This is a genomic window from Salinivibrio sharmensis, from assembly GCF_001995985.1.
In the GTDB taxonomy this organism is placed as follows: Bacteria; Pseudomonadota; Gammaproteobacteria; order Enterobacterales; family Vibrionaceae; genus Salinivibrio; species Salinivibrio sharmensis.
The window spans coordinates 1-16,435 of sequence record NZ_MUFC01000015.1 but is presented as its reverse complement, the minus strand read 5'-3'; the positions used below and the strand labels follow the sequence as shown (position 1 = coordinate 16,435).

16 protein-coding genes are annotated in these 16,435 nt (G+C 49.7%); 4 read left to right on the top strand and 12 right to left on the bottom strand.

Annotated features, from left to right (window positions below; translation table 11 throughout):
* Positions 1-220: 220 nt before the first annotated feature.
* From BZG74_RS12560 to BZG74_RS12535, 6 genes are all read right to left on the bottom strand, one after another.
* Positions 221-988: a DUF4145 domain-containing protein gene (locus BZG74_RS12560; RefSeq protein ID WP_077772919.1), complete on the bottom strand. Its 768-nt coding sequence runs from the start codon at positions 986-988 to the stop codon at positions 221-223.
* 115 nt (positions 989-1,103) lie between these two features.
* Complete coding sequence (locus BZG74_RS12555) at positions 1,104-1,526, bottom strand: DUF4160 domain-containing protein (RefSeq protein ID WP_158020655.1); 423 nt, start codon at positions 1,524-1,526, stop codon at positions 1,104-1,106.
* A 125-nt stretch (positions 1,527-1,651) separates the two neighbouring features.
* Positions 1,652-2,026 carry a hypothetical protein gene (locus BZG74_RS12550; RefSeq protein ID WP_077772917.1) on the bottom strand — a complete coding sequence of 125 codons (375 nt, stop codon included), beginning with the start codon at positions 2,024-2,026 and terminating at the stop codon, positions 1,652-1,654.
* 92 nt (positions 2,027-2,118) lie between these two features.
* Positions 2,119-2,886, bottom strand: coding sequence for a hypothetical protein (locus tag BZG74_RS12545; RefSeq protein WP_101494707.1), 768 nt, complete (start codon positions 2,884-2,886; stop codon positions 2,119-2,121).
* 515 nt (positions 2,887-3,401) lie between these two features.
* The gene (fghA, locus tag BZG74_RS12540) at positions 3,402-4,238 is read right to left on the bottom strand and encodes an S-formylglutathione hydrolase (protein ID WP_077772915.1); all 837 of its coding nucleotides are present in this window, start codon (positions 4,236-4,238) and stop codon (positions 3,402-3,404) included.
* A 38-nt stretch (positions 4,239-4,276) separates the two neighbouring features.
* Entirely contained in the window at positions 4,277-5,425 is a 1,149-nt protein-coding gene (locus tag BZG74_RS12535; RefSeq protein WP_077772914.1) for an S-(hydroxymethyl)glutathione dehydrogenase/class III alcohol dehydrogenase, read from the bottom strand.
* Positions 5,426-5,570: 145 nt separating this feature from the next.
* On the opposite strand from BZG74_RS12535, the gene BZG74_RS12530 reads away from it, so the two are divergent.
* Positions 5,571-6,467 (top strand): LysR family transcriptional regulator, encoded by an 897-nt coding sequence (locus BZG74_RS12530; protein WP_077772913.1) that lies wholly within the window; start codon positions 5,571-5,573, stop codon positions 6,465-6,467.
* A gap of 80 nt (positions 6,468-6,547) precedes the next feature.
* Here BZG74_RS12530 and BZG74_RS12525 read toward each other — a convergent pair whose 3' ends face one another.
* The 4 genes from BZG74_RS12525 to BZG74_RS12510 form a co-directional block, all read right to left on the bottom strand.
* On the bottom strand, positions 6,548-8,152 hold the full coding sequence (locus BZG74_RS12525; protein ID WP_077772912.1) for a methyl-accepting chemotaxis protein: 1,605 nt from the start codon (positions 8,150-8,152) through the stop codon (positions 6,548-6,550).
* A 166-nt stretch (positions 8,153-8,318) separates the two neighbouring features.
* Positions 8,319-9,356: a DUF2955 domain-containing protein gene (locus BZG74_RS12520; RefSeq protein ID WP_077520664.1), complete on the bottom strand. Its 1,038-nt coding sequence runs from the start codon at positions 9,354-9,356 to the stop codon at positions 8,319-8,321.
* A 12-nt stretch (positions 9,357-9,368) separates the two neighbouring features.
* Positions 9,369-10,427 (bottom strand): HlyD family secretion protein, encoded by a 1,059-nt coding sequence (locus tag BZG74_RS12515; protein ID WP_077772911.1) that lies wholly within the window; start codon positions 10,425-10,427, stop codon positions 9,369-9,371.
* 22 nt (positions 10,428-10,449) lie between these two features.
* On the bottom strand, positions 10,450-10,926 hold the full coding sequence (locus tag BZG74_RS12510) for a MarR family winged helix-turn-helix transcriptional regulator (RefSeq protein ID WP_077772910.1): 477 nt from the start codon (positions 10,924-10,926) through the stop codon (positions 10,450-10,452).
* A gap of 203 nt (positions 10,927-11,129) precedes the next feature.
* On the opposite strand from BZG74_RS12510, the gene BZG74_RS12505 reads away from it, so the two are divergent.
* Both BZG74_RS12505 and clcA read left to right on the top strand, forming a co-directional pair.
* Positions 11,130-12,419, top strand: coding sequence for an alpha/beta fold hydrolase (locus tag BZG74_RS12505; RefSeq protein ID WP_077772909.1), 1,290 nt, complete (start codon positions 11,130-11,132; stop codon positions 12,417-12,419).
* 417 nt (positions 12,420-12,836) lie between these two features.
* Complete coding sequence (gene clcA / locus BZG74_RS12500) at positions 12,837-14,231, top strand: H(+)/Cl(-) exchange transporter ClcA (protein ID WP_077772908.1); 1,395 nt, start codon at positions 12,837-12,839, stop codon at positions 14,229-14,231.
* Here the strand turns inward: clcA and BZG74_RS12495 are convergent.
* Both BZG74_RS12495 and BZG74_RS12490 read right to left on the bottom strand, forming a co-directional pair.
* Positions 14,225-14,890 carry a substrate-binding periplasmic protein gene (locus BZG74_RS12495; protein WP_077772907.1) on the bottom strand — a complete coding sequence of 222 codons (666 nt, stop codon included), beginning with the start codon at positions 14,888-14,890 and terminating at the stop codon, positions 14,225-14,227. The two genes, clcA and BZG74_RS12495, sit on opposite strands and share 7 nt — an antisense overlap.
* 118 nt (positions 14,891-15,008) lie before the next feature.
* Positions 15,009-15,533, bottom strand: a complete 525-nt coding sequence (locus tag BZG74_RS12490; RefSeq protein WP_077772906.1) for a TetR/AcrR family transcriptional regulator — start codon at positions 15,531-15,533, stop codon at positions 15,009-15,011.
* Positions 15,534-15,636: 103 nt separating this feature from the next.
* Here BZG74_RS12490 and BZG74_RS12485 point away from each other — a divergent pair, with 103 nt between their 5' ends.
* A complete protein-coding gene (locus BZG74_RS12485) occupies positions 15,637-16,158 on the top strand; it encodes an HPP family protein (protein ID WP_077772905.1) in 522 nt (173 codons plus the stop codon).
* Positions 16,159-16,435 lie beyond the last annotated feature (277 nt).

Below are 16,435 nucleotides of genomic sequence, written 5' to 3'. Positions count from 1 at the left end.
GACTCAGCGCCTACCTATGCACTTTCGAGCTATATGTCACATGATTGGCAGGCGGCGGTGAGACCGCAGTAAGAGACCTTCTATATGTGTTTGCCGTAAGTAATGACTTAATGGCGGAAATGACAGAACTAAGTAGACGACTTTGTTGTTCGAGAGCATTGGCTGCTAGCGCAGCCAAAAAAATGCTATTGCCTACTGACCAGAGAAGGGCTCATATGTGTTAAGTTTCTTTCTTTGGGCGTACGTCTTGTATATGTGGGCTGTAGAAGAAGTTAAGATTATCAACTGAATAATCTAAGTCGGCAGGTAAGGGGTTACACAAATAAATCTGCTCAAGAACAGCTCCAAAAACCATTAATGATTGATAAACTGTATTTTGGAAAACACCACCACTGCTGTGACTAGCCTCATTACCTAACCATTTTATAGCCTCTAACGCACTTGCACATTTGCACGCTATTTTTCCTTTCTTACTATATTCTCTCAAGCGACTTTGCAGTGAAATTGGTTTGGGATGTCCTTTATCACTTAAAATGGGCACTCCTTTTTTAGCTTGATATTGCTCGATACCTAACTGAGTTAATAGTTCTTCTAACGCAGCACGAACTTTATTTCCGCATGAATCAGAATCTACCCAAAACAACGTAAAAGCATGTACCAATAACTGTCTAATTTTGTATGGGTACTTTTCACTTAATGGAAAAATGTTAGGAGCTGGATAGGCATAGATAGGAGTAAACAACATCTCATTGCCACCCTCGGGATCCCAATAAAACTCTCCTTGCATAACAAGAGAGCCCACTTCAGCACAGATATGATTATTACAGATTAGATCTGTACTAAGCAGTACTCTCGTATCTCCTCCTGTACTATATTCTGACATTTCACGACAATTTGCCTCACCCTCTGGCTGCATATCACCTTCATTGCAAGAAGGACACTTAAACGATGGAATTTCGTTTTTCTGATAGAGTATTCCGTGTTTCAATTAATCACCTTTGTAAAAAACTTAACGCCCGCCTAACACGCAATGTGTTGGCATGGCTTTTTACGTTGTTTGTCAAAACCATGACAACTTTTCATTGTCGGAGTTTAGGTGCTTGTTATGTGCCAACATACTCACCAACAATACAATTTGTAGGGCGTGTATCACTCCACGATTTGATTAACAACTCTTTGGCTTCTGAATGCCAAAACTTAATTACCTTATAATCTTTTCCACTAATTTCACCCTCTAGCTTTTCACAGTTTTCAATGTCAAAACTTGCGTCAATATTTGGCGACTTTACATGGAAATGAGGAGGTGGGTGCTCATTAGAGTAAACTTCTATTTTTAACGACTTTATCTTTGCAACGAGCTGCTTTGTTTCTATTAAGCACAGCTCGCCGTCGTATTCTTCGACATAACATGGACCGTGTAACAGAGCGTCAAGCCACTCAGCAAATCCATTGATATCTTCAAGTTCATCCGGAGAGACTTTGTGAAAACGGTCATATTGCCTAGCAATATCCTTTGGAACACTCACGGAACCTCCTTGAAATATAACGCCTCTCTTAACCGGCGCAAAATAGCAGGCTAAAATTAGTGACGAAGGAGCGCAAGCCTACTATTTTGTATCCCTTGGTTAAAGCGTTTGTTATGCGTGTGGTATTACAGGCAAAAGACTTTTTCTACCCAGTCATCTTTTTCGAACGGACCGTGAATTGATTTAAAGCACCCTCGGCTTTCTTCAATATTACGATCCAAGTTTGTCGCAACCCAATCGACAGTGCATATAACGCGGTCAGTATCAAGAATGACCCCTTTTACAATACCAAGGTGAAGTATTTTGATGCCGGTTTGACCTCGACCTTTCATTCTTTTGATCGCTATACGATCACCTGATTGGATTTGTGACGCATTTTTATACTGCGCAGGTTGAGACTCTTCATCCCAACCAAGCATCCATATGCCCTGTTCAAGGAACTTAGTATCTTGATGCTCAGTTCCGCCCCAAGATGCACCAACAACCCAATAATGACTCATAAATTCTCCATTTTTGATAAAACGCATAACGCTCGGTTCTGGGGCTGTATGGAGCGCAGCGTAATGCAGTCCCTAGCAGCCGCTTGTTAAAACTAATTCCCCACATTCTCAAACTCTTTAAGCATTTTTAGACCCATGTATATTGCTTCATGTGCATGACCTTCTGATATTTTCTGCCCATGAATTGCTGCATTACAAACTTTAAGAATGTAATCAAAGGAGCTATGTAACCCTTTGTAATCTGGATACTGTGATACCAGCTCACGAAATAGCTGTCTTGCTGATAGATATTTTGACTTCATAGCTAGAGGATTAGCAGTTTGAGTTCGTCGGCCAAGAATCTCTCTGAGAGACCTCTCTAACTCCATACGAAGTCTGGCTAGTGCAAAATTTACATCATTCCCAGATTGATTGAGATAGGCCTCAAGCTCATCTTCCATAGTTTCTTGAGACTCTTTGTCTTTTAGAGTTGAATCAAGTTCTTCCTTGGCCTCTCGAACCTGCTCTTTACCTGGTAGGTGGACATTGACGGTTTGATTAACTGTATTTGAAATGGCGGTGATCATATTACTGTAAACGCCAAGAAACTCTCTTGTCTCTGCCTTGAACTCACTAACTTCAGTTTTTACTTTTTCAACTTCCTTTTCGTAAGTTAGAAGCTTCCCAATACTCATCTTCTTGGCGATTGGCAAAAGGAAAAAGAATGCTGAAAACACAAGCAAGGTAATTGCCGATGGATTTAACTCTTTTTCCGGTGGAAACCCTATTGCGTAGAAAGCCAACAGAATTAGCGCAGCGGCAATCAGCCTACATAAGAAGGGGAATACATCGAAGAATAGAATTTTTTTGAATACTTCCAACGCTATGTCCTTGCTAGTGAGTTTTAACATTGTATTAGTGCGCGTGCTCAGTTACCCAAAATCGTTATACGCACTCTTAACTTACTAAATAACTGTTATAAAGAGAATTTATTGCATATCATGTATATCTCTTTTCCGCGAAAGTGTGCATGCCGCCTATCTCAACTCAGGCATTCACACTATCCCCAAGTATCAAGCTGTAACTTCATGACTTATAGACTCTTGTAATCATCCATTCTGGGATAGTGTGAATCTGTCACGGATAAACGTGCACGCTTTTGCCTGTATCTAGCCGATAAGCTGGTTAAGCATCCAGTGTTTAGCCACACGCTACCGCCGATCAGTTGTCGGCACCTAACACGCCATTTATTGGCTACTTTGCGGGTTAGTGTATCAAGCGCTGTTTTGCTTTTCGTGCGCTATTGTCCAAAGTGTTAGCCAAGCCTTGTTTTGTGAAATAGGTGCAAAAAAAAGCGGCCTGGGTGGCCGCTTGGGGTCTCGACGTGGTTTGTGCCTTACCGCGCAAAGCGGGTGGCGTGGAAAGCGAGGTGTTCATCAATAAAAGTACTGATGAAAAAGTAGCTGTGGTCGTAGCCGGGTTGCATGCGCAAGGTGAGCGGGGAGTTGTGTTTCTCTGCCGCTTGCTTTAGGGCTTGCGGGTTAAGCTGCTCGGCTAAAAAGCCGTCTTTGTCGCCTTGGTCCACCAGCATCGGCATGGCGGTGGGGCCTTGGGCGAGCAACACGGTGGCATCATAAGCCTGCCATGTTTGTTCGTCTTCGCCTAAATAGGCGCTAAAGGCCTGTTTGCCCCACGGGCACTCAGTGGGATGACAAATGGGGCTGAACGCGGAAATGCTGCTGTAGCGTGATGGGTTACGCAAACCAATCACTAACGCGCCGTGGCCGCCCATGCTGTGTCCGGCAATCGCGCGCTGGTTGTTGACCGCAAAGTGCGATTCAATCAGCTCCGGCAGTTCGTAAGCAACGTAGTCGTACATCTGGTAGTGCGACTGCCACGGCGCTTGGGTGGCATTAACATAAAACCCCGCCCCTTGGCCGAGATCGTATTGATTGGCATCCGCCACGTCATCGCCGCGCGGGCTGGTGTCCGGTGCCACAATCGCCATGCCCAAGGTGGCAGCTTGTTTAAAGGCGCCGGCCTTTTGCATAAAGTTTTCGTCGGTGCAGGTTAGGCCCGAGAGCCAATAAAGCACCGGCACGGGTTGTTTTTTCGCTTTCTCAGGCAGAAAGATCGCAAACGTCATTTTGCCGTTGATGGCGCTAGAGTCATGTTGCCAACGTTGGTGCCAACCGCCTGCGACTTTGTTTTCGCTTATTTTTTCTAGTTGCATGGTTATTTTACCGCCGCGTTGCCACGGCGGCCGTCCTGTTATTTATCCATGTGGATCACGCTGCGAATGCTTTTGCCCTCGTGCATCAGGTCAAAGGCACGGTTCACTTCATCAAGGCCCATGGTGTAGCTAATAAATTCTTGTAGGCCAAATTCACCATCGAGGTAGCGCTCGACAATACCGGGCAGCTCCGAGCGGCCTTTAACGCCACCAAACGCCGAGCCTTTCCAAACGCGCCCTGTCACCAACTGGAACGGACGGGTTGAAATCTCTTGGCCTGCACCGGCAACCCCAATGATCACTGACTCGCCCCAGCCTTTATGGCAGCATTCCAGTGCTTGACGCATCACATCGACATTGCCAATACATTCGAACGAATAATCAACGCCGCCGTCGGTCATCTCCACAATCACTTGTTGGATTGGCTGATCGTAATCTTGCGGGTTAATCACATCAGTGGCACCCAATTGCTTGGCAAGGGTGAATTTGCTCTCATTAATATCAATGCCGATGATGCGACTCGCGCCGGCCATGCGCGCGCCAATCACCGCGGATAGGCCAATACCGCCTAAACCGAAAATCGCCACCGTGTCGCCTTTTTCTACTTTGGCGGTATTCATTACCGCGCCCATGCCAGTGGTCACGCCACAGCCAAGCAGGCAGACTTCTTCGAGCGGTGCGGCTTTGCTCACTTTCGCCAAAGAGATCTCGGGCAGTACCGTGTATTCGGAGAAGGTCGAGCAGCCCATGTAGTGGAAAATGGTCTCGCCGTTAATCGAAAAGCGTGAGGTACCGTCTGGCATCAAGCCTTTGCCTTGGGTTTCACGCACCGCACCGCATAGGTTGGTTTTACCCGAGCGGCAGAATTTACACTCGCCACATTCGGCGGTGTAAAGCGGGATCACATGGTCGCCCACTTCTACACTGGTCACGCCTTCGCCGACCATTTCGACGATCCCGCCGCCTTCATGGCCGAGAATGGAAGGAAATACCCCTTCTGGGTCGTCGCCCGATAAGGTGAACGCATCGGTATGGCACACACCGGTAGCGACGATTCTGACCAACACCTCGCCCGGCTTGGGCAGTTCAACGTCAACCTCTTCCATTTTCAGTGGTTGGCCTGGCCCCCATGCGACGGCGGCTTTGGATTTAATGTGGGTTTGTCCCGGCTTGATGGTTAGTGCCATTGCAGAATCCTTTTGAGTTCAAGGGAGTAATTCGTGTCACGCTATACTAGCTAAGTTGCTTTTCGTTATAATCCAGCAAAATTGAAAATTATTATTTCACTCACGTAATAATGTATATGGGTGAATAATGACAGGATAGACAGCAATGGCGCCCCATTGGGAAGGACTTAACGAATTTTTATCCGTCGCCGAGCATGGCAGCTTTACCCAAGCGGCCAATAAACTCGATACCACGGTGGTGTCAGTCAGTCGCCGGGTGGCTGCGCTCGAGGCGTATTTGGGGGTGAAGCTGTTTCATCGAACCACCCGCAAAGTGTCACTTACCGACGAGGGGGAACTTTATTATCAGCGTTGCCGTCCGCTGATCGCGGCGTTGGTGGATGCCGAACAAACCATTACCCAGGCTCAATCTTTACCCGCGGGGCAAATTCGTGTCACCGCACCGGTAAACTTTGGTGAGCAATATATCGCCCCACTACTCGCGCCATTTATGGTGGCGTATCCACAAGTGGCGGTGGATTTACATCTGACGAATCGGCGAGTGGATATGACCGATACCGGCACCGATGTCGCGATCCGTATTGGCCACTTGCCCGACTCAAGCCTTAAAGCCAAGCGATTGGGCTCACGGCAATTAACCATCTGCGCCAGCCCAGGCTATTTGGCTTTAAATGGCCGCCCCGACTCGCCCAGTGCGCTCAGTCATCACAGCTGCTTAGTGGGATCCAACGAGCATTGGCACTACCAAAGCGGCGGCAAGATGCGCACGTTAACCGTATCAGGCCGGTTGCGCTGCAATTCAGGCGTCGCCTTGCTCAATGCCGCCAAGCACGGTTTAGGATTGGCGCAACTGCCGCATTATTACGTGCAATCCGCGTTGGCAAGCGGCGAGTTAGAAGAAGTATTAACCGATTATCGGGTAGACGATGAGGGCATTTGGGCGCTGTATCCAAGTGGGCGTCAATTGCAACCCAAAATAGCCGCCTGGCTGGCATATCTTGCCGAGCACTTACCCGCCCAGCAGCTACGGACAGGTGTTTAGTAACCTCTACTTTTTTAATGATTACGCAAAAAATCGCCAGCACAGGGCTGGCGATCAAGGTTACTGGGGTACACGCTGAATTAGTCGCGCGCTGCCCGCAATGTGTTCCCAGTGGGTTTAATTGCCGAGATTTTAAATGCCCCGACATGGTGGTCCAAGGTGCGCGCCAAACCGGCCAAGTCTTGGCTGCTCGCCTCAAGGCTGTGGCTATCATCCAGCCCTGCTTGCGCCGCTTGATTAACCGTATCCATGTTAACGTTGATTTCATTGGCCACGCTCGATTGTTCTTCGGTCGCTGTCGCCACATGGGTGTTCATATCCAAGATGGTGCTGACTTGCGTGGCAATGCTTTCCAGTGCGGTCAGTGCTTGCTCAGTAGCACGGTTGCCCTCGGTAGTCAGCGCTTTGCTGGTATCCATGGCATCAACCGCATTTTTCGCTTCTTGCTGAAGCTGATCGATGGTCGATTGAATCTCTTCGGTCGATTGCGAGGTTTTGGTCGCCAGGCTGCGCACTTCGTCAGCCACCACCGCAAAGCCACGTCCCGCTTCGCCCGCGCGCGCTGCCTCAATGGCTGCGTTTAGGGCAAGCAAGTTCGTTTGCTCAGAAATCCCCCGGATCACATCCAGAATCGACACAATCGATTGGGTGCGTTCAGCCAGCGAGGTGATCACCGTCGACATATTGTCCATCTCAGTGTCGAGCTGGTTAATCGTCGCGGTTGCTTCGCTCAAGGTTTGCTTACCGGCTTCGGTTTCACTGTTGGCCGACGAAGCTGAATCTGCCGCATTCGAGGCGCTTTGTGAGATCTCATTAATGGTAGCAATCATTTCGTTCATTGAGGTGACCACCAGCAAGGCTTGTTCGCTTTGCGACTCGCCACGTTTCAGCGAGTGCGCCGCTTTATCACGCAGCGATTCGGCCGAGCGCCCCAGCTCTTCGCCGGTTTCCACCACATTGGCAATGATTTGGTCGATTTTTTCCACAAAGGTATTAAACGCCACCGAAATCCGGGTAATTTCGTTGTTACCATTGACCGGCAGGCGCACCGTTAAATCACCGTCGCCTTTGGAGATATCGGTCAGCGCATGCTCGAGGCCTTTGAGTGGCGCGAATAAACGGCCCAACAGCCACACTAACACCAGGGTACAGCCAATAAAAATCAAGCCAATTGCGGTGAGCTGGGCAATGGCGATACCGTTAGCAGCGGCATCGACCTCCGTAATCGGGATGCCAACATCAAACGCGCCCCACAGGCGGCCATCAACATAAACCGGCATCATGATGTCGTATACCCACACCTCTTGCACATCGGCATACCAGCGCGAATGCTGCGGTTGGCCTTGGCCAGCACCCGCGACGGTATAGTTATCGCTATACACCTTGCCAAGCTTTTGGGTGTCGCTGTGGGCAATGGCTTTAATGTTCTTATCAATCATCACCGCATAGCTGATGTCGTCGCGACCTTTAAGATCCGACACCATGTCTTGTAAATCGGCGGTGGGGGTGGAAGAGTTTTCTAGAATGTATTCAGCACGATCGGCCAGGAGCTCAGCCTGTGCTTTCGAGCGCTTGAGAATAATGTTGTCAATCTCGTCATGCGAGATAAAGGTGGTTGCGGTGATACTGGCAATTGCCGCAACGGCAAACATGGCGCATACCACGATCAGGATGAGTTTTTTCACTTCGCTGACTTCCTATCTGTGCATCATAACTGCCAAGGAGCATAGCGACAGGTCGGAGGAGAAACAAGCGATACCTCGCAAAAGTCAAATTAGGATGGGATATTTACCGCAAAAATAATCATTATCAATTGACTAAAGCGAGGAAGATATTCAGTAGTTCAAACGCTTACGCGGCACCAAACCGGGTCGCGGAAAAGCAATTAAGCAGCTTGTGCACCATAAAACACAACATCAAGGTGAGCACAATCGCCACCAAGTTGCTACTCACTCTGTATAAGGCATCATACATGAAGTCTTGGTTGGGGCTTAAGTATTGCCCGAATAAGATCCCAAGCGTAGCCATGGCACCAAACCCCACACCTGAGCCACCGGCCTCTTTTAAGTGGGCCTTGGCAAACAGCATGGTGCCTATCCATAGCAGCGGGATCACTAAAATCAGCACGTTAAACCAATCATATAATATGACTTGGCAGCCAATGCCGTAGGCGACGCCGAGCACTGTGCCTATCGCCCGTTTTCGGGCATAGCTGAGCGAGCCATTCCAGTGCATCGGAAACAGTAGCAACACAGTGGTGGCTTGTGCTGAAATCGAATCGCGCAAGTCAAATATCTGGAAGATGAAAAACGAGACCGTCGCCAAGGTCGCGCCCATCAGCGCTTCGTGGCGCATCCGGTGTGATTGTTTCCCCCCTGCCGGTGCAGCAGGCGGCTGACGCGGCGTCACATCGGGAATTAACCAAGTCACTAGATACGCCACCGCGACCGATAACACATTGGCGCCCAGGTTACCGAAAATTAAGGTATTAATCGGTAAATCGGGATAGCTGGCAAAGTGCAGCATAATGCTGAGGCTTAACACGCTGTTGGCGCCAAAGAGAAAAAAGCGCCCTTTGGACATACAGGCGAACTTATAGGTGAAAAGCAAAAACACCAGCGGTGTCATTAGCCCAGGGTGTGCACCAAACAATCCCCCTAGCAGCCCGACCTCTATCCCACTGATCACCGCCGAGGCGAGCAATTGCCGTGCCGCGCGACCGTTAATCACTGGGACAAGGCCAAGCAACAACATCGGCGTGACAGTAAAAAACACCCCGAAGCTAAAACCGAAAAACTTACACACCGCAAAACCGAGCGTCGCACCTGTGGCAATGCGCGCGCACTGGCGCACATCGTTATCGCTTAAGGGGTGATGCCATAACCTCATCGTCAGCTCCCCTTAGTAGATGTAGTGCAGCATACTCAAAAAGCCGACTTGCGCACGGGCTAGCCACTGCGTCACCGCGCTTTCAGGCATTATCTGAACCGTGGCGCGTGCGCCTGTTGGCAAGGCGTGATCAGGCCATTCGTCGAGTTGAATGTGTAAACGCATTCGCTGTGCATCACGCACCCAGCGGTTGGAGTTTGAAGGCGACGCCAGTTGACCATTGGCGTCGATTTGTCCGGCACTGACTCCGGCATCAACACTGCTCACGTGTCCCGCGTATAGTTTGCCCGGCTCGCTATCAAATGTGACATTCACTGCGGTGCCCGTCTGTACATCGCGCACACTTTTTTCACGAAAATCGGCAATCACATCGGCGCGCTCAGACACCAAGGCCATCAGCGGTTTACCCGCACTGGCATAAGCCCCCACATCCAGCTGCAAATTAGTCACCACCCCATCATGGCTGGCTCTAACAGTGGTATAGGATTGGTTAAGCTGGGCGCTTTTTAATTTGCTCAGCGCCACTTGTTCAGCGATATTGCTGGCACCGTCACCACCCCGTTGAATTTGAAGCGCACTAACACGCGCTTTCGCCGCTTCCCATTTGGCCCGAGCGGTATTAGCGGCGCTGATTGCATCATCACGCTGCTGCTGGGAGACACCATTTTTGGCAAACAAGGCTTTTAAGCGTTTTGCTTCACGCGCTTTTTGCGCCAAGACCGACGCCAATGCTGAGACATCTTGCCGCGCGGCCATCAGTGAGGCATCCAACTGGGCGTTCGTTTGTCTCGCCTGAGCCAGAGCGAGTTTGGCTTGGTCGACCGCAATGCGATAAGGCGCACGTTCAATTTCAAATAGGACATCGCCTTTTTGAACACGCTGGTTGTTTTCTACTGCCAAGGCACTAACCGGCCCGCTCACCTGTGGTGCGACTTTGGTCACGGTGCGTGTCACCATGGCGTGAGGCGTTAGTGGCATCAGGTTATCGGCCGCCAAAAAGTAGCCAAAGATCAACACAAAACTGAGGGCGGCGACTTTTACCCAACGCGCAAATTTTTCATCCGGTGTCATTCGTACTTCTTACCTCTATTACTTATTGTTCAGTGCCGTGGTCGTCTGCGGTGGTAGCGGTATAGTCCATCGCATTTTGATTAATAGTGACCAACACCCGCTCAAGGGCGTCAAAATCTTCAGGTGCGATACCCGAGAGCAAATGCTTGCGCACCCGCAACACTCGCGCTTCGATGCGAGACATGAGCTCACTGCCACTGTCGGTGACATGCACGGTACGGGTGCGCTTATCCTCGGGCGAGCAGCGCCGTGTGATCAGCCCTTGCGCTTCCAAATGCTTCAAGGTGCGCATTAACGAGCCCAGTTCAATTTCCAACGCCAGTGCCAATTCACTTTGGCTGATGCCATCCCCCAGCCGGCACAACATCCAAAGCGCACTCCAGCGCGGATAGCTCAGCCCCAAAGGTTCAAGCTCTGAATTCGCCACACGGCGCCATAATCGCGCCGTGCGTCCTAAGTGCTCAGCAATAGACATGTGTTCGGGATTGGGCGATGTCATCGTGTCTTCCTTCCATCGTGAAAATACTTAGCAGGCTAAGTAATGCCAGGTAGACACTATAAAATAGTTAGCAGGCTAAGTAAATAGAAAGGTGATGTGCATCACAAAAAAGTGACAGGCTGGCTGAGGGAAACGTGCTCGCTGCTCCCCGCCATCTCTGGTAATCTAGCGTCCGTCATCTTTCTGTTTGTAAAGGAATTACCATGCAAGACCTGTGGGATCGCCACCTCCGTTATCGCAGCCATCATGTTGATGTACCGCTGGACCATAGTGACGCTGACAGCCCCTCAATCTCGATTTTCGCCCGCGAAGTGGTGGATACGCGTAAAAATGAACAAGACTTACCTTGGCTGGTGTATTTCCAAGGTGGTCCTGGCATGGAGTCACCTCGCCCTAATGGGGCGAGCGGTTGGTTAAAACGGGCACTAGACGATTACCGTGTATTGCTGCTCGATCAACGCGGCACGGGCTTAAGCTCGCCGGTGAATCACCAAACGCTTGCCCATCTCACGCCTGCGGAGCAAGCTGACTATCTGAGCCATTTTCGTGCCGATAGCATCGTGAAAGACGCCGAGTGCTTACGTGAGGCGTTAGGCATCAAGCAATGGGCGATCCTCGGGCAAAGCTTTGGTGGGTTTTGTGCCCTTACCTATTTGTCGTTGTTCCCGCAATCGCTATCGCGCGCGTTTGTCACCGGTGGCATTCCACCGATTGAGGGACATGCCGATGCGGTGTATCAAAAAACCTATCAGCGCGTGGAAGATAAAAACCAGCAGTTTTTCGCCCAATTCCCGGACGCACAAGCCCGCTGTCACGAGATTGCCCTGTATTTGCAAAACAACGCGGTGACGCTGCCAAACGGTCAGCCGTTTACGGTGGAGCAGTTCCAAACCATTGGCCTGAACCTTGGCCGCGGCCATGCTGGGCTGCCGCTTTATTATTTGCTGGAACGTGCGTTTATTGAGGTGAATGGCGAGCGTGTGCTCAGTTATCCATTCCTTGATGCGATGCAGGCAGAGCAAGGGTATTTAACCAACCCGTTTTACGCTATTTTGCATGAATCGATTTACTGCCAGCAGCAGGCCTCGCAGTGGTCAGCCCATCGGGTACGCGATCAGTTCCCGCAGTTCCACTATCAGCCCGATCAGCCGTTTCGATTTACCGGAGAAATGGTCTATCCGTGGATGTTTGACCAACTCGCCACGCTCAAACCACTCAAAGACGCCGCCATGCTACTGGCGGAAAAAACCGATTGGCCAGCGCTTTATGATCTCGAGGTACTCAAGCACAACACGGTGCCGCTCGCCTGTGCCACCTATGTGGACGATATGTTTGTCGAGTTCGATTATTCCCGCCAAACCTTGGCGAAGATTGCTAACAGCCAAGCGTGGATGACCAACGAGTACGAGCACAACGGCATTGGCGTCGATGGCGAGCGTATTTTGGATCGCTTAATCGATATCGGCGATAACCTAGCCGCCCTTAATGGTTAATGACGCTCCGCTTACCTAATGACGATGGCCATGCCTTTGCTGCTTTGGCATGGCCGCATCACGGTTACCAATCTGATGTAGCGTCTGCGGACATTTTCACTGCAACAAACTGTGATCTAATTCAAATCAATTATTGGCGCTGACAAAGCTGATACGCTGACTGTTAATACGGTGCACACCGGTTAAACGTATAAAAATGTTCGCTTACGGCTGTCTCGTTAATGTATCGCTTACTCCCGCGGATTTTGTCTTTATCACTAGACAATGAGGCATCGGTCAAGCGCTTGCATGTTGCGTTAATTGGCGTAGTATAAATGCGTTCTCTCAGGGAACAGGACGTTCCCAGCACGATGTTGGCGTAGGAAGTCGTGCCACCGTACATCGTCACTTTTCTTTTCACACTTTGCGTTCACACAGATGAAAATTGTAAGTAAAACAGGCAAGAAGAGAGCCATTTTTTACAAATCTAGTGTTTTCTTTGATAAATTATGGTCTCGCGATAAAACGCCCGTTTCTATCCTTTTACTCGCGGTAGTCATTGGCTTTTTAGGCGGCGTGGTAGTCACCCTTTTCGAACTCGCCATCCATTCACTGTCTCAATCCAGAACCGACTGGCTAGACAGCAATATCAGCTCGATGCTCCCACTAGGCGTACTCGCGTTTCTCATTAGCGCAGGACTCGCCTTGGTCGGCTATTGGCTTGTTCATCGTTTTGCCCCTGAAGCGGCAGGTTCTGGGATCCCAGAAGTTGAAGGCGCGATGGAAGGCATTCGCCCCACACGGTGGTGGCGGGTTATCCCAGTGAAATTTTTTGGCGGCTTAGGTGCGTTAGGCTCGGGGATGATTCTCGGCCGCGAAGGTCCAAGCGTGCAAATTGGTGCCAATATTGGCCGAATGGTCACCGACACCTGCCGCATCAAAGACAGAAACAGCAATCAAACACTGCTCGCCTCTGGTGCCGCAGCCGGGCTGGCGGCCGCTTTTAACGCGCCGCTGGCCGCGATCATGTTTGTGGTTGAGGAAATGCGACCGCAATTTCGCTATACCCTGATTTCAATTAAAGCGGTGATTATCGCCGCGATTGTCGCGGACATTGTTTTTCGCTATATCAATGGCCAAAACGCAGTGATTGTGCTGCCGCAATATGAAACGCCGCCATTGATCTCGCTTTGGTTCTTTCTCGCCCTCGGTTGTTGCTTCGGCGTGTTTGGCGTGCTGTTCAACTTTTTGATTATTCGCTTTCAGGATTTTTTCCAGCGCTTTTATCAAAAAAGCCAAACACGGATTTGGCTTGTGGGTGCCACGTTAGGCGGCTTTTTTGGTCTGCTACTTGTCTACGCCCCTGAGCTGACCCACGGTGGCATTAACTTGGTGCCGGACTTCGTCACCCTCAATTACTCAATCAGTGCCCTGCTGTTTATCTTTATGGCGCGCACATTACTGACGGTGATTTGCTTTAGCTCTGGTGCGCCTGGCGGCATCTTTGCGCCTATGCTGGCGCTAGGCACCTTGTTAGGCACTGTTTATGGGTTGGTGGTTGCCAATATGTACCCCGAAATGGGCATAGAGCCGGGGATGTTTGCCATTGCCGGCATGGGTGCCTTATTTGCGGCCACGGTACGCGCGCCGATTACCGGGATTTTATTGGTGATAGAAATGACCAATAACTACTATCTGATTTTACCGTTAATCATCACCACCCTCGGTGCCACCTTGGTCGCACAGTTGCTGGGCGGACAACCGATTTATACAGAACTATTGCGACGTAAAGTGCGCGAGCAAAAACTGCGGATAGAAAACGCGTCTCAATGAGTGGCGCCATGTTTCTCGAGTAAAGCAGCCATTTCACCGCTCTTTTTCATTTTACCTATGCTGGCGTCCAATCGTCCAAGAAGTGCCTGATGCCGCTGATGAATCGCCAAATAGATGGGGATGGACTCGATAGGGTTATCCCCCATGCGCACATTAGCTAGTTGCTCTTTTTCAATAATGCTTGCCACGCCCACATAAGCCACCATGGCTTGTACCCGATTGCTATTGACCATATTCAACGCTGCGCGTTCACTCCTCGCATCGACAACTTCCCACTGGTACTTATCCGCAATCATTTGTGCTACTTGGTCACCAATCACCCCCACTACACGTTGATAGTCTTGAGGATTACCAACATATGTATGCCCGAACAGATGATAATCGACGGAAAACAGTGATTCACGAGGATAAAGCGCCTGAGGCGTGTCCTGATAGACCAACCGCGTGCGCCCAAAATCAATATCAATGATCCCTTTAGCAAGTGCGTTCTCAGCCCGCGCTAACGGCATTTCTATCCAAGCGAGTTCGATTTGTGGGTCCATCGAGTCAAAAACCCGCTCGACGATCGCTTTGGTCGCGGATGACATTGCACCCGTATGATCGCGATATGCAACAGTGAGTGTGTTTGCCAGTGCACTCAACGGCAACCAGCAAAGCATTAATATCCACCATCTCGTCACAGTGCTACCTCAGATTGTCTTTGCACTCTTAGAGATTAGAAGACAGAAGAAGCATCGTCCATGTACAGCAAGTGACACTGTCACTATATATCGATGGCTATGCACTCGAGATATGCTTTACTATCGCAAGACATGACGCACGACTGGGTATCTCACCAAATTCGGCGCGAACGATCAGCCCTTCTAATAGCGTCATCACGATGTCAACATCCTCAGACTCGACGATACCTTCAATCATATTGCGAATTTTGCGCTTATGCGCTTTGGCAATCTCTGTAATTTGGCTGTCTGTACTGCTCTTAAATTCTCCAATCGCGTGCATGAACATACAGCCTTTGAAGTCGTCTTGTTTAAACCACGCCAGATGCCAATCGAGGAGTGCCGTCAATTGGGCTTCTTTATCCTGATGTGCATTAATAGCCTGCTGTAGCCCTTGCTCGAACCTTGCATGACGCGCTTGAAGCACCGCCTCAATCAAAGCCGACTTAGCACCAAAGTGGCGATACATCGAGGTCTTCGAGACCGCGGCTTCATCGCGGATTTTGTCGACACCCACTGCGGTGTAGCCAAACTGATTAAATAACGACTCGGCCACCGCCAAGATGTGATCGCGCTTACTCATCATGCTCTCCAAGAAAAGACTTGCCATAAAGTGTACCGATCTGTACTCTTTAAAACAACGTGTACAGATCGGTACACTTTAATCAACCATTGAAGGAACGACCATGAAACGATTAAAAGGTGGCGGTGCGTTACCGCCTAAACCCACTTGGATTCAACTGACAAAAGGCTTACTGGGTGGGTTTTTTGGCATTCTCACCTTAACAGTGCTGAATCAAACCACCGGCGTGCCGTGGCTGATGGCTCCCTTTGGCGCAACCTGTGTGATTTTGTTTGCAGCACCTCAATCACCACTCGCGCAGCCGAGAAATGTGATTGTGGGTCACTTACTGACCGCCAGTGTGGGGTTGGCGATGCTGTATGGCGTAGGAAGTGAGAGTTGGATGATCGCACTAGCAGTTGGCCTTGCAATTATGTTGATGCAAGCCTGTCGCGCCGTCCATCCACCAGCAGGAGCGAATCCACTGGTAATCATGCTAGCGGGGACTCAGGTGGTAGGGATCGATTATTTATTTACGCCAGTACTCGCAGGCAGTGTCGCACTGGTAACCATTGCAGCAGTAATTAATAACCTCGGTGAACCGCACCATTGGCCTGTGTATTGGCATGGGATCAAGCGGGGCTAAAACAGTTCAGTTCCTAAGTCGCGCAAGGCTTAGGAACCACTTTTAAAAGCTCAAGAAATTAGCGCCTTTTCTATGAGTACCGTCCCCGACGCATCCGACTCATCCGTAATAAAAATACAAGTGTGATATTTATCACTTGATGAATCATTATTGGCCAGGCTGATAGTGTGAGATTCATCACTTCAGTTTTTTATTTTACTATTCTAAAAAAATAAAAAGCGATCTATGTCACTCTAAATTTTATAAGCAAAAACACAAAAGCGTGACGATTGTCATC

Excerpts from the sequence above, each read along its gene's own strand:
- BZG74_RS12550 (WP_077772917.1), bottom strand. The coding sequence starts at position 2,026 with ATGAGTCATTATTGGGTTGTTGGTGCATCTTGGGGCGGAACTGAGCAT.
- fghA (WP_077772915.1), bottom strand. The coding sequence starts at position 4,238 with ATGCAACTAGAAAAAATAAGCGAAAACAAAGTCGCAGGCGGTTGGCAC.
- BZG74_RS12535 (WP_077772914.1), bottom strand. The coding sequence starts at position 5,425 with ATGGCACTAACCATCAAGCCGGGACAAACCCACATTAAATCCAAAGCC.
- BZG74_RS12530 (WP_077772913.1), top strand. The coding sequence starts at position 5,571 with ATGGCGCCCCATTGGGAAGGACTTAACGAATTTTTATCCGTCGCCGAG.
- BZG74_RS12520 (WP_077520664.1), bottom strand. The coding sequence starts at position 9,356 with ATGAGGTTATGGCATCACCCCTTAAGCGATAACGATGTGCGCCAGTGC.
- BZG74_RS12515 (WP_077772911.1), bottom strand. The coding sequence starts at position 10,427 with ATGACACCGGATGAAAAATTTGCGCGTTGGGTAAAAGTCGCCGCCCTC.
- BZG74_RS12510 (WP_077772910.1), bottom strand. The coding sequence starts at position 10,926 with ATGACATCGCCCAATCCCGAACACATGTCTATTGCTGAGCACTTAGGA.
- BZG74_RS12505 (WP_077772909.1), top strand. The coding sequence starts at position 11,130 with ATGCAAGACCTGTGGGATCGCCACCTCCGTTATCGCAGCCATCATGTT.
- clcA (WP_077772908.1), top strand. The coding sequence starts at position 12,837 with ATGAAAATTGTAAGTAAAACAGGCAAGAAGAGAGCCATTTTTTACAAA.
- BZG74_RS12495 (WP_077772907.1), bottom strand. The coding sequence starts at position 14,890 with ATGCTTTGCTGGTTGCCGTTGAGTGCACTGGCAAACACACTCACTGTT.
- BZG74_RS12490 (WP_077772906.1), bottom strand. The coding sequence starts at position 15,533 with ATGAGTAAGCGCGATCACATCTTGGCGGTGGCCGAGTCGTTATTTAAT.
- BZG74_RS12485 (WP_077772905.1), top strand. The coding sequence starts at position 15,637 with ATGAAACGATTAAAAGGTGGCGGTGCGTTACCGCCTAAACCCACTTGG.